At 67.2% G+C, this 12,911-nt stretch carries 12 protein-coding genes; 7 read left to right on the top strand and 5 right to left on the bottom strand.

Annotated elements, in window-relative coordinates; all coding sequences use genetic code 11:
- Positions 1-7: 7 nt before the first annotated feature.
- A complete protein-coding gene (locus AC3G88_RS09855; protein WP_488772686.1) occupies positions 8-802 on the bottom strand; it encodes an enoyl-CoA hydratase/isomerase family protein in 795 nt (264 codons plus the stop codon).
- 172 nt (positions 803-974) lie between these two features.
- On the opposite strand from AC3G88_RS09855, the gene AC3G88_RS09860 reads away from it, so the two are divergent.
- Complete coding sequence (locus AC3G88_RS09860; RefSeq protein ID WP_153949424.1) at positions 975-1,877, top strand: LysR family transcriptional regulator; 903 nt, start codon at positions 975-977, stop codon at positions 1,875-1,877.
- A 41-nt stretch (positions 1,878-1,918) separates the two neighbouring features.
- Here the strand turns inward: AC3G88_RS09860 and AC3G88_RS09865 are convergent, their stop codons facing one another.
- From AC3G88_RS09865 to AC3G88_RS09880, 4 genes are all read right to left on the bottom strand, one after another.
- On the bottom strand, positions 1,919-3,451 hold the full coding sequence (locus tag AC3G88_RS09865; RefSeq protein ID WP_488772685.1) for a class I adenylate-forming enzyme family protein: 1,533 nt from the start codon (positions 3,449-3,451) through the stop codon (positions 1,919-1,921).
- 167 nt (positions 3,452-3,618) lie between these two features.
- Positions 3,619-4,581 (bottom strand): Bug family tripartite tricarboxylate transporter substrate binding protein, encoded by a 963-nt coding sequence (locus AC3G88_RS09870; RefSeq protein ID WP_153949426.1) that lies wholly within the window; start codon positions 4,579-4,581, stop codon positions 3,619-3,621.
- 145 nt (positions 4,582-4,726) lie between these two features.
- On the bottom strand, positions 4,727-5,713 hold the full coding sequence (locus AC3G88_RS09875; RefSeq protein WP_488772684.1) for a tripartite tricarboxylate transporter substrate binding protein: 987 nt from the start codon (positions 5,711-5,713) through the stop codon (positions 4,727-4,729).
- A gap of 23 nt (positions 5,714-5,736) precedes the next feature.
- The gene (locus AC3G88_RS09880) at positions 5,737-6,924 is read right to left on the bottom strand and encodes a CaiB/BaiF CoA transferase family protein (protein ID WP_488772683.1); all 1,188 of its coding nucleotides are present in this window, start codon (positions 6,922-6,924) and stop codon (positions 5,737-5,739) included.
- A gap of 211 nt (positions 6,925-7,135) precedes the next feature.
- On the opposite strand from AC3G88_RS09880, the gene AC3G88_RS09885 reads away from it, so the two are divergent.
- The 6 genes from AC3G88_RS09885 to AC3G88_RS09910 all read left to right on the top strand — a co-directional run bounded on the left by AC3G88_RS09885 (position 7,136) and on the right by AC3G88_RS09910 (position 12,863).
- Entirely contained in the window at positions 7,136-8,695 is a 1,560-nt protein-coding gene (locus AC3G88_RS09885) for a long-chain-fatty-acid--CoA ligase (RefSeq protein WP_488772682.1), read from the top strand.
- 75 nt (positions 8,696-8,770) lie between these two features.
- Positions 8,771-9,955 carry a lipid-transfer protein gene (locus AC3G88_RS09890; protein ID WP_488772681.1) on the top strand — a complete coding sequence of 395 codons (1,185 nt, stop codon included), beginning with the start codon at positions 8,771-8,773 and terminating at the stop codon, positions 9,953-9,955.
- An 11-nt stretch (positions 9,956-9,966) separates the two neighbouring features.
- Positions 9,967-10,422, top strand: coding sequence for a MaoC family dehydratase N-terminal domain-containing protein (locus AC3G88_RS09895; RefSeq protein ID WP_488772680.1), 456 nt, complete (start codon positions 9,967-9,969; stop codon positions 10,420-10,422).
- Positions 10,419-10,835, top strand: coding sequence for a MaoC family dehydratase (locus tag AC3G88_RS09900; protein ID WP_488772679.1), 417 nt, complete (start codon positions 10,419-10,421; stop codon positions 10,833-10,835). Before AC3G88_RS09895 ends, AC3G88_RS09900 begins: the two co-directional genes overlap by 4 nt.
- Positions 10,836-10,855: 20 nt before the next feature.
- Positions 10,856-11,686, top strand: coding sequence for an SDR family NAD(P)-dependent oxidoreductase (locus AC3G88_RS09905; RefSeq protein ID WP_153949432.1), 831 nt, complete (start codon positions 10,856-10,858; stop codon positions 11,684-11,686).
- 28 nt (positions 11,687-11,714) lie between these two features.
- Positions 11,715-12,863: an acyl-CoA dehydrogenase family protein gene (locus tag AC3G88_RS09910; RefSeq protein ID WP_488772678.1), complete on the top strand. Its 1,149-nt coding sequence runs from the start codon at positions 11,715-11,717 to the stop codon at positions 12,861-12,863.
- Positions 12,864-12,911 lie beyond the last annotated feature (48 nt).

A 12,911-nucleotide genomic window follows, 5' to 3' on the forward strand; every position in this document is an offset into this window, starting at 1 on the left:
CAAAACATCAGGCAGCCGAACTTGGCCACTGGAACAGCGGCGGCTCTTTTTCCTTGAAGCGGCGCACGGCCTCGTGGTGGTAGTCCGTGGTAAAGGCGATGCCCTGGCCGAGCGATTCCAGCTCCAGCATGGCGCGCACGTCGGCGCCGTTCGACTGGTTCAGCGCCCGCTTGGTCAGCGCGAACGCCGTCGGCGACGTCCCGGCCAGTCCACGTGCCAGCTGCCCGGCGCGTGCGTGAAGCTGGTCCTGTTCGACGATCTCGAACACGGCGCCAATCTGCCGGGCTTCTTCGGCGTCGACTTCGCGCGCGCTGAAGACCAGGTCCCGGGCGCGTGCCATGCCCACCACGCGCGGCAGCGTGTACAGTGCGCCGCAATCGGGCACCAGGCCGACCTTCATGAACGGCATGCAAAAGCGCGCGCGCGGCGTGGCCACGATGAAATCGGCCAGCAATGCCAGGCTGAACCCGGCGCCGTACGCCACGCCATCCACCGCGGCCACGACCGGGCGGTCCAGATCGACAAGCAGGGCGATCCAGCCGTGCAGGTCGTCCATGCGATTGCGCCCGGCGTCGGCAGCGGTGACGTTCATCGCACGGATATCGCCGCCGGAGCAGAAGTCGGTGCCGGCGCCGCGCAGCACCACGGCACGCACCGTACGATCGGCGCGGATCTGCTGCACGGCTTCGCGCAGGGCGTCGCGCATCGGACCGTTCAGTGCGTTCTTGTTCTGGGGGCGGTTCAGCGTCAGCGTGGCAATGCCGTCGGCGATGTCCACCAGCAGGGTCTGTTCTTCTGCCATCGGGTGTCTCCATGAGGGTTCGATGACACAGCTTGACCGATGCGCGGCCGCGCGGCTATTTGCATGTTTTGAATCCGGCATTCGCCGGCAGTGAAGGCCTCTCGGTAATTGCGAGAATGGAAAAAGTGCCGGCGTTCGGGGGATAATCGCTGGTTACCCTGGAGACAACGACATGCGCTTCGATCTGGTCGATCTGAATCTCTTCACGCATATTGCGGAAGCCAGCAGCCTGACCCGCGGTGCAGAACGTTGCCACCTGTCGCTGCCGGCGGCCAGCACGCGCATCAAGAACCTGGAAGAGCAGGTGGGCGTCAAGCTGCTGAGCCGCAGCAGCCAGGGCGTCAAGGTCACGCCCGCCGGCGAGACGCTGCTGGCCCACGCGCGCCGGGTGCTGCGGCAGATCGAGCAGCTCAGCGGCGACCTGCAGGAGTACGCGTCCGGCATCAAGGGGCATGTGCGGGTGTTCGCCAACACCACGGCCATGAGCGAGTTCCTGCCGGGGGTGTTGCGTACGTACCTGGTCAATCATCCCGACGTGACCGTCGATATCCGCGAGCGGCTCAGCCCCGACATCGTGCGGGCCGTGCAGGAAGGCATGGTCGATATCGGCATCGCCGCCAGCGGCGTCAACATGGACGGGCTGGAGGTGATGCCGTACCGGCTGGACCGCCTGGTGCTGGCCACGGCGCTGAGCCACCCGCTGGCCCAGCGCAAGCGGGTGCGGTTTGTCGAGACGCTGGACTACGACTTCATCGGCCTGCCCGAGGAAAGCGCGATCCACAACTTCCTGAAACGCGCGGCCTCCGACCTGCAGCGCCAGTTGCACTGGCGCATCCAGGTCAGCAATTTCGAGACGGCGGGCCGGATGATCGAGGCCAATGTCGGCATCGGCGTGCTGCCGGAGAGCACCGCGCGCCGCCATGCGCAGACCATGGCGCTGAATATCGTGCAGATCGAGGACGACTGGGCCGAACGCAAGCTGCAGATCTGCGTGGCGGACCTGGACGCGCTGCCGGTCTTCGCGCGCAAGCTGGTGGACCTGCTGGTGGAAGACGGCACCGGCAACCCGGCCTGAAGGCCGGGCGCACGGGCGCCCGGCTGCTTGGGTGCAGAAAGCTAGGCCATTTCGGCGACGATGCCGCGCAACTGGTGCTTGTGCAGCTTGCCGCTGGCGGTAGTGGGAATGGCCGGTACGCGCACGATCTGCGCGGGCCGCTTGTACGGCGACAGCCGCTCGGCAAGATAGGCGTGCAGTTCGGCAGCATCGAAGGTCTCGCCCTCGCGCAACTCCACGAATGCCACGATCTCCTCGTTGCCATCGGCCGCGGGCCGGCCAACCACGGCCGACATCCGCACCGACGGGTGCGTGTTGATGACCGATTCCACCTCGATCGGATAGACGCTGAAGCCCGAGCGGATGATCAGATCGCGCGTGCGCCCGACGATATACAGCGCGCCATCGGGCCCCAGCCGGCCGATATCGCCCGTGTTGAGCCAGCCGTCGGGGCGCAGGGCCTCCGCCGTCTGGATGGGGTCCCGATAGTAGCCGCGCATGACGCCCGGGCCTTTCACCCATAGCTCGCCAGCCGTGCCCGGTGGCACCGTTTCGCCATTGGCATCGACGATGCGCAGTTCGGCCCCCTCGACAATCTCGCCGGCCGAGCAGTCGCTGCGCGGGCGGTCCATGCGGGTGATGAACAACGAACCCGCGTATTCGGTCATGCCATAGCCATGGTGCAGCGGCTGGCCGAAGACGGCTTCGACGTTGCGCTTGAGCGTGGGCTCCAGCGGGCCGCCGCCGGTATAGAGATAGCGCAGCCGCGTGGGGTGCAGCGTGGCGATGCCCTGCTTCTGCAGGTGCACCAGGATGCGGCTGAACATGGCCGGTACGCCCTGCAGGATGGAGATCGCGTCGCGTTGCAGCGCGGCGCAGGCGTCGGTGACATTGAACCGGGCCACCAGGTACAGGCTGCCGCCGCCCTGGAAGGTTGCCAGCAGCAGCGTGGCGAGCCCGAAGATATGGGACATCGGCATCACCGCGTAGGCGCAGTCGCCCGGCCCGATCCTGCGGGTGTCGGCGGTGACGCGCGCATAGTGCAGCAGGCCGCGATGCGTGACCATCACGCCTTTGGGCTGGCCCGTGGTGCCCGACGTGTAGATCAGCGCGGCCACCTCGTGCGCCAGCGCCTGCGGCTCGCGCTCGCTGCGCGCGTCCACATCGGCAGCCATCAGCGGCCCCAGCCCCGGCGGGGCGATCTCGCGGGCGCGGTAGCGCAGGCCGTGGCGCAGCGCATCGGGGGACGCGGCGTGCGTGAACAGCATCAACCGCGGCGTGCAGTGCGCGCGGATTTCCTCGATCTCGCGCGCCGTCAGCCGGGCGTTGGTCACCACCGGCCAGGCGCCCAGTTCGGATAGCGCAAAGACCAGCGTGATGACCGCCAGGCAGTTTTCGCCGGTGATCATGACCCGGTCGCCGGTGCCGACGCCCTGGTCCTCCAGATACTGCCGCGCCAGCCCGACGCCTTCCCAGAGCTGCGCAAAGCTCACCGTGCGCTCGCCTTCATGCACGGCCACGTGGTCGGGCGCATGGGCGGCCCAATGGCGGGGAATGTCGCTGATGCGATTCGCGATGGCTCGGTCCTGCGGCATCTCGCTCAAGTCCTTTGCAGAGTGGATTTCGGAGTGGCGCCGGCCCCGCAGTCACACCGATGCCGGCTCGTCGCAGTGTATGGGCAGCCAGGGGGCCGCGCAATTCGCCATCGGGAAAGCGGTACTTCGCCGGGGTGGAACGGCGCGCCCCGGGGGGGGCGGCAAGCTTATTCCACCTCGATCCTGGCTGTCTTGACCACGTTGCCCCACAGGGCCAGTTCCTTCTTGATACGGTCCTGCAGCGGCGCCGGGCCGGTGATGTTCAGGTCGTAGCCGCCGTCGGCCATGCGGGCGCGGAACGCCGGGTCCTGGCCCACGGTCTGCTGGGCCTTGACCAGCCGGTCTGTCACATCGGCAGGCATGCCGAGCGGGCCGACCAGCCCGTACCAGCCGGTCAGGTCATATTGCTTGAGCCCGGACTCGACCAGCGTGGGCACCGTTGGCAGCGCGGCGTTACGGGTCTTCGACGTCACGGCCAGCGCGCGCACCTTGCCGCCCTGGATATGGCCGATGGCGGTGCCGGTGATGTCGAACATGAACGTCACCTTGCCGCTGATGACGTCGGCCATGGCCGGTGCGTTGCCTTTGTACGGCACGTGCAGCATCTTCACGCCGGTCATCTGCGCCAGCAGTTCGGCGGACAGGTGGTTCGAGGCGCCAATGCCGGCCGACCCGAAGCTCACATCGCCCGGATGCTTGCGCGCATACGACACAAGTTCGTCGACGTTCTTGGCCGGGAAGTCCTTGTTGATGAGCAGGACGTTGGTGTAGTCGGTAATCAGACCCACGTAGGTGAAGTCCTGCGCGGGCTTGAAGCTGACCGACTTCTGGATCAGCGGCGTCATCGTCATCGTGGGGCTGGCCACAAAGTAGAGCGTGTAGCCGTCGGGCTTGGCGCTGGTGGTCATGCCGGCCGCGATAGCGCCGCTGGCGCCGGCGCGGTTGTCGACGATGACCGGCTGCTTGAGCACGCGGCCCATGTAGTCCGCGTAAATGCGCGCGGCGGTGTCAACGGGGCCGCCCGGCGCATAGCCCACCAGCAGCCGCACCGGGCGCGAGGGATAGGTGTCGGCCAGGGCCGCTCCGTGGGCCAGCGCCAGCACGGCGCCGGCAAGCATGATTCGCAGCATGGTCTCCTCCTGTTTCTGTATCAGGCTGTTGTTGGGGAGACTTTGCGGCACGCCCGCCGGTCAGGCAATTTGCATTTGTTGAAGGTGGGCTTTGTTGAAGCGATAGCGGGCACGCCGGCCCGCTTCCCGCCTGCCCGTCAGGGCTTCAGTCGAGCTGGATGCGTGCCGTGCGCACGATTTCCGCCCATTTCGGGGTGTCGTTGCTGACCACCGTGGCCAGTTCGGCCGGGCTGGAGGCCACCGGCTGCAGGCCCATGGCGGCAAGCCGCTGCGACACGTCGGGCTGCTTCACGATGCGGCCGATTTCGGCCGCCAGCCGGTCGGCAATCGGCTGTGGCGTACCGGCGGGCAGGAAGATGCCGAACCAGCCATTGGGCTCGAATCCGCGCAGGCCGGCCTCCGAGAACGTGGGGACGGCTGGCAGCGCCGCGTGCCGCTGCGTGCCCGTGATGCCCAGCACGCGAAACTTGCCGCCGGCCAGGTAGCTGTTGGCCGACGTGACATCGACAAACGCGGCATCCACCTGACCGCCAAGGATGTCGCTGACCAGCGGCGCCGCACCCTTGTACGGAATATGGATGATGTCGATGCCGGCCTGGATCTTGAACTGCTCGCCATGCAGGTGCGACGACGTGCCGTTGCCGTACGAGCCGTAGCTGAGCTTGCCCGGGCTGGCCTTGGCCAGCGCGATGAACTCGGCAAGCGTGCGCGCGGGCACGCGCGACGGCACCACGAACAGGTCGGACGAACGCGCTACCAGCGACACGGGCAGGAAATCCCGCTCCACGTTGTATGGCATCTTCCGGTACAGGCTGGGCGACTGGATCATCGCGGTGATGGCCAGCAACAGCGTGTACCCGTCGGGCGCGGCCTTGGCGACGATGTCGTTGCCAAGGATGCCGCTGGCGCCGGGCTTGTTGTCGACCACCACCGGTTGCTTCCAGGCCTGCGCCAGCTGCTGCCCGATCAGCCGCGCGATGGTATCGGCACCGCCACCCGCCGGATACGGTACGACCAGCCGTAACGGCCGGCCTGGATAGGTGCTGTCGGCCCGGGCGGGCCAGCTTGCCAATGCCGCCGCGCCGCCCAATGCCGCGGCCTGGCCCATCCAATGTCTCCTGCTGTGCTGCATGTCAGTCTCCCAGGTCTGGTCTTTTATGTCGCGTCGCCCGGCGCGATGACGCCTGCGCGGGCCAGGGCGGTGACTTCGTCGTCGCCATAGCCCAGCTCGGCCAGGATGGCCCGGCTCTGTCGGCCAAGCGTCTCGCCGGCATGGCGATAGGCCGGCGGCGTTGCCGAATAGCGCACGGGATGGGCAATCTGCGGCAGCGTGTCCGCATCGCCCGGGTCAGTGACGGGCACATCGACCACCATGCGACGCGCACGCAACTGCGGATGGCAGGCAGACTCCTCCAGCGTGAGAACGGGTTCCACGCAGCAGTCCACCTTGGCAAACACCGCGCACCAATGCGTATATGGCTGGCTGCGGAACACGTGGGCGATCTCGCGCTTCAGGCGTGGCATGTCGGCGTGCGCCAGCGCGAACCATTCCGGATGCCCCATCGCATCGCAGAAGCGTTCCAGAAACTGCGGTTCCAGGCTGCCGACCGAGAAATGCCGGCCGTCGGCCGTGGCGTAGTAGTCATAGAAGGCGCCGCCGTTCAAGCGCTCCGACCCCGGGCGCGGAGCAGGGCCACCGGCCAGGTGGGCCGCACCCGACATGGCGTTCAGGCTGAACGCGGCGTCGGTCATGCTGACATCCACGTGCTGGCCCTCGCCGGTGCGGTGCCGGTGCGCCAGTGCCGCCAGGATGGCCACGCTGGCGTGCAGGCTGCCGCCCGCGATATCGGCCACCTGGATGCCCAGCGGGGCGGGATGGTCATGGCCGTTGTAGCTGGCCGCGCCGGCAATGGCCAGGTAGTTGATGTCGTGGCCGGCGCGGTCGCGGTAGGGGCCGTCCTGCCCGTAGCCGGTGATCGAGCAGTAGATCAGCGCCGGCTGGATGGCGCGCAACTGGTCGTAACCGAGGCCCAGACGGGTCATGACGCCGGGCCGGAACTGCTCGACCACGATGTCGTGCGTGCGCAGCAGCCGCTGCACGATCCCGATGGCCTCAGGCTGCTTGAGATCCAGTGCCAGCGAACGCTTGTTCCGGTTGAGCCAGGCGTGGACGGCCGATACGCCATGCCGTTGCGGTGCCAGCCGCCGCACGGGATCGGCACGCGTGGGGGCCTCGATCCGGATCACGTCGGCGCCCAGGTCTGCCAGCGCCAGGGTCGCGAACGGCCCTGGCAGCAGCGTCGAAAAGTCGAGAACCCTCAGCCCTGCCAGCGGTCCGCTCATGCCCGTGTCACCCGTCTGTTGAAGTCCGGCCGATTCTTTCATCGGGGGCGAGGGCTGTCTTGGTCCGTTCGGACCAATCGCACCGCAGCATGCAAATTGGTTCTTTCGGAGCACGACACGGCGCCGGCGCGTCCGTACAGTCGGTGCCCAGGACATGACATCCGCCGCCAGGCCATGCACCTGGCGTTCGCATCACATAAGGAGGCGACACATGTATCTGACGCAGGGGCTGCATCGCTGCATGCAGCAGACGCCGGACAGCCGTGCCACCGTCTTTGGCGGCCGCACCCGTACGTTCCGGGCATTGCATGACCGCGTGGCGCGGCTGGCCGGTGCGCTGCGGGCCCTCGGCATGGCGCCCGACGATCGCGCGGGCATGCTGGCACTGAACTCAGACCGCTATATCGAATACATGCTGGCGGTGTGGTGGGGGGGCGGCGTGCTGAATCCGGTCAATATCCGCTGGAGCGTGCCGGAGATCGTGTATTCGCTGGACGATTGCGATACCGGCATCCTGATCGTCGACGACCAGTTCGTGCCGATGGTGGCCGGCATCGTGGCCACGGCCAGGCGGCCGCCGCGCGTGATCTACGCCGGCGAGCGCGAAGTGCCCGACGGCATGCTCGACTATGAGGCGCTGATCGCCGGGGCCGGGCCGGTGGCCGACGTGTTCCGTGGCGGCGAGGACCTGGCCACGATCATGTACACGGGCGGCACCACCGGCAAGCCCAAGGGCGTGATGCAGTCGCACCTGAATCTGTGGGCATCGGCGGTCTCGCGCATGGCCGAGTTTCGCACCGGGCACGGCACCTTCGTATCGCTGCATGTGGCACCGCTGTTCCACACCGCTGCGATGGCGCGGGCCGTCGGGCATATCGTGGCCGGCGACGTGCAGGTGATCCATCCGGGATTTGCCCCGGCGGCGGTGCTGCAGACCATCGAGCAAGAGCGCATCGAGGAACTGATGATGGTGCCGACGATGCTGCAGGCCGTGCTCGACGATCCGTCCTTTGGCGATCACGACCTGTCGAGCCTGCAGCGCATCTACTACGGCGCCTCGCCGATTGCGGCCGGGGTGTTGGACCGCGCGCTGGCGGCCATGCCGGACATCGCGTTCTATCACGCCTATGGCATGACCGAGGCGTCGCCGGTCATCAGCGTCAATCCGCCCGACAACCATGGCCCGGCGGGCCGCGCCAGCGGCCTGTATCGCTCGGCGGGGCGCGCCGGCTTCGGCGTGACGATGCGCATCGTCGATCCGCAGGGCAACGAGCTGCCGCGTAATCGCGTGGGCGAGATCATCGTGCGCGGCGCCAATATCACGCGCGGCTACTGGAACCGCCCGCAGGAGACCGCGCAGGCGCTGCGCGACGGTTGGCTCTACACCGGCGATGGCGGCTACATGGACGAGGACGGCTACCTGTTCATCGTCGACCGGCTCAAGGACATGATCGTCACCGGCGGCGAGAACGTCTATTCGGCAGAAGTGGAGAGCGTGCTGTCGCTGCATCCGGAAGTGGCCAGCTGCGCGGTGATCGGCATTCCCGACGAACGCTGGGGCGAGGCCGTGCATGCGGTGGTGGTGCCGCGCGCCGGAATGTCGCCTACCGACGTGGCGTTGCGCGAGCACTGTCGCGCGGCGCTGGCCAGCTACAAGTGCCCCAAGAGTTTCGAGTTCCGGCCGGCGCTGCCGCTGTCGGCCGCCGGAAAGATCCTCAAGCGCGATCTGCGCGAGCAGTACTGGCGCGGCCAGGCGCGCCAGGTCAGCTGAACCGCTTTACCCGATTCCCCAGATTTCCCCGATTCCCCCGGTTTCACGAATTCCCCAATCTTCAAGGAAACGAACATGAGCAGGAAAGTGTTGGTTGCAGGCGTCGGCATGATTCCGTTCACCAAGGCCGGTGCCAGCGATGACTACCCGGTCATGGGTGCCAACGCGGCTCGCGCGGCGCTGGCCGATGCCCGCGTCGACTATGCGCTGGTGGAGCAGGCCTACGTGGGCTATGTGTACGGCGACTCCACGGCCGGCCAGGCCGCCATCTATGGCGTGGGGCTGACCGGCATCCCGGTCATCAACGTCAACAACAACTGCGCCACCGGATCGACGGCGTTGTTCCTGGCGCGCCAGGCGGTGGCCAGCGGCGCCATCGAGTGTGCCATCGCGGTGGGGTTCGAGCAGATGGTGCCCGGTGCCTTGAAGGGCGCCTATACCGACCGTCCGTCGCCGATGGCCCGCTTTGTCGATGCCATGCAGGCCATCCAGGGTTTTGATGAGGCCGCGCCGCGTGCCGCCCAGTTCTTCGGCGGCGCAGGCCGCGACTACATCAAGGAATACGACATCCGGCCCGATACGTTCGGCCGCATCTCGGTCAAGGCGCGCCAGCACGCTGCGCGCAATCCGTTCGCGGTGTTCCGCAATACGGTCACGCTGGAAGAGGTGATGGCGTCGCCGACCGTGTTCGACCCGCTGACGCGCCTGCAATGCTGCCCGCCCACCTGTGGCGCGGCGGCGGCCATCGTGTGCTCCGAAGACTTCGCGAAGCGGCACGGCCTGGATACGCGCGTGGCGATTCGCGCCCAGTCGATGACCACCGACCGCAACAGCACGTTCGACGAAGGCGACATGCGCAAGGTGGTGGGCTACGACATGACCCGGGCCGCCGCGCAGGCCGTGTACGAGGCATCGAGCGTGGCGCCCGCCGACATCGACGTGGTGGAGCTGCACGACTGCTTCACCGCCAACGAGCTGATCACGTATGAAGGGCTTGGCCTGACGCCCGAAGGCACCGCCGAGAAATTCATCCTCGACGGCGACAACACCTATGGCGGCCGCGTGGTGACCAATCCATCCGGCGGCCTGCTGTCAAAGGGGCATCCGCTTGGCGCAACGGGCCTGGCGCAATGCGCCGAACTGGTGTGGCAACTGCGTGGCCAGGCCCAGGACCGGCAGGTGGCGGGCGCGCGTCTGGCGCTACAGCACAACCTTGGCCTCGGCGGCGCCTGCGTGGTGACGCTGTACGAGCGTCAGTAAGGAGTCCCCCGATGCTGGACACGAAACATATCGGCACGGTGGTGTCGCGCCACGTGGCCGAGGTGGAAGCCGGACGCCTGCGCTTCTTCGCCAAGGCCACGGGCCAGGCGGACGCCCGCTACACCGATGCCGAAGCCGCCAAAGCCGCAGGGTATCCGGGGCTGCCGGTGCCCCCGACATTCCTCTTCTGCCTGGAAATGGAGGCGCCGAACCCGCGTGCCACGCTGGACCTGCTGGGCATTGATATTGGCCGCGTCCTGCATGGCGAACAGGCATTCCGCTACCACCGCATGGCGTTCGCCGGCGAGCGGCTGCACTTCGAGACGCGCATCGCGGACATCTACGAGAAGAAGGGCGGTGCCCTGGGCTTCGTGGTGCGCGAAACGCGCGTCACCGATGCCGACGGCGCCGCCGTGGCGGACCTGCGCAGCGTGGTCGTGGTGCGCAACAGCCAGGAGGCCGCATGAATCCGGTTCGATTCAAAGCACTGGAGGTGGGCAGCACGCTGCCGCCGTTCACCGCCGAGCCGCTGAGCCGGCTCACGCTGGCGCTCTACGCCGGGGCATCTGGCGATCACAACCCGATCCACGTCGACACCGACTTCGCCAGGCGCGCCGGCATGCCCGATGTGTTTGCGCACGGCATGCTGTCGATGGCCTATCTTGGCCGCCTGTTGACCAACTGGGCGCCACAGCAGGCGATCCGCGAGTTCTCGGTGCGCTTCGCGGCCATCACCCATGTGGGCGATGCGGTCTCGTGCACGGGCGTGGTCACGGAGAAGGACGAGGCGGCGGGGACGGTGCGCATCGCACTCACCACGCGCAATCAGCAAGGCGACATCAAACTGACGGGCGAGGCGCTGATCGCGCCCGGCCGCTGAACATCAAGGGAGACAACACAATGAGCAAGCTCAATGGCAAGGTTGCCATCGTATCGGGTTCGGGCCGTGGTATTGGCCGCGAGATTGCGCTGAAGCTGGCCGGCGAGGGCGCCGCCGTGGTGGTCAACGACCTGGACGCCGAGCCGGCGAATGCCGTGGTGCGCGAGATCGTGGCGGCAGGCGGGCGGGCCGTGGCCTGCACGGGCAGCGTCACCGAGGCGGACTTCGGCCAGCGGTTCGTACAGACGGCGCTGCAGTCGTTCGGCGCGCTCGACATCATCGTCAACAACGCCGGCTATACGTGGGACAACGTGATCCAGAAGATGACCGACGAACAATGGTCGTCGATCATGGACGTGCACGTGACGGCACCGTTCCGCATCCTGCGCGCGGCGGCGGACCATTTCAAGGAGACCGCCAAGGCGGAGGCCGAGGCCGGTCAGGAGATCTTCCGCAAGGTGGTCAATATCTCTTCGGTGTCGGGCGTGATGGGCAATGCGGGCCAGGCGAACTACTCGGCCGCCAAGGCCGCCATCAACGGGCTGACGCGCGCGCTGGCCAAGGAGTGGGGCCGCTACAAGGTCAACGTCAACAGCGTGGCCTTCGGACTGATCAAGACGCGCCTGACCGAAGCCGTGGCCGGAGACGGCAACAACTCGACCATCGACATCGCCGGCAAGGAGATCAAGGTGGGCGTCAATGCGCAGTTGATGAAGAACGTCGAGGCCATGATTCCGGTGGGGCGCGGTGGCACGCCGGCCGAGGCCGCCGGGGCGGTCTACCTGCTGTGCATTCCGGAGTCGAACTACATCAGCGGCCAGGTGCTGGTGGTGGGCGGCGGACGTCCCTGAACCGCGCGCTACGCAAAGGAGCACAGCCATGCCGACAAGCCAGAGCCCGTGGATGACGGAGGACCTGTCGATATTCCAGGACGCGATCCGCAAGTTCATCGAGCGCGAACTCGTGCCGCACGAGGAACGCTGGGGGAAGCAGCAGCATGTGGACCGCGAAACCTGGCGCAAGGCCGGCGAGGTCGGCATGCTCTGCGCCAGCATCCCCGAAGCCTATGGAGGCGGGGGCGGGTCGTTCGCGCATGAAGCGATCATCGCCTACGAGCAGGCGCGCGCCATGGCGACCAGCCTGGGTACCAACGTGCACAGCGCCATCGTGGCGCACTACATCCTGCGCTATGGCTCCGAGGCGCAGAAACAGCGGTGGCTGCCGAAGATGGCCACCGGCGAGATGGTCGGCGCGATTGCGATGTCGGAGCCCGGCGCCGGATCGGACCTGAAGAGCGTCAAGACGCGCGCGGTGCACGACGGCGCGCACTATGTCATCAACGGCTCTAAGACCTTTATCTCGAACGGCCTGCTGGCCGACCTGGTCCTGGTGGTGGTCAAGACGGACCCGGACAAGGGCGCGAAGGGCGTGTCGATCGTGGTGGTGGAGACGGCCGGGCTGGAGGGCTTCCGGCGCGGCCGCGTGCTGGAGAAGATCGGGCAGAAGGGGCAGGACACCGCCGAGCTGTTCTTCGACAACGTGCGCGTGCCCCGCGAAAACCTGCTTGGCGACGAGGAAGGGCGGGGTTTCTACCAGCTGATGCAGCAGTTGCCGCAGGAACGCATGGTGATCGCGCTGGGCGCGCTGGGGTCGATGGAGCGTGCGCTGGAGACGACTGTGGCGTACGTGCGCGACCGGCAGGTCTTCGGCGCGCCGTTGCTGGAGATGCAGAACACGCGCTTCAAGCTGGCCGAATGCAAGACACACGCCACCGTGGCGCGTGCCTTTGTCGATGACTGCATGGGCAAGGTGCTGCGCGGCGAACTGGCCGCCGAGACCGCGGCCATGGCGAAGTGGTGGTGCACCCAGAAGAGCTGCGAAATCATCGACGAATGCCTGCAGTTGCACGGCGGCTACGGCTACATGGCCGAGTATCCGATCGCCCGGCTCTACGTCAACGCGCGCGTGGGCAAGATCTACGGCGGGTCGAACGAGATCATGAAGGAACTGATCGCGCGGACGTTGTAGGCGGACGGGGCTTTCCTCCCCTCTCCCGCCTGCGGAGAGGGGAGCGAT

This window comes from Cupriavidus sp. 86D6 (assembly GCF_057815095.1).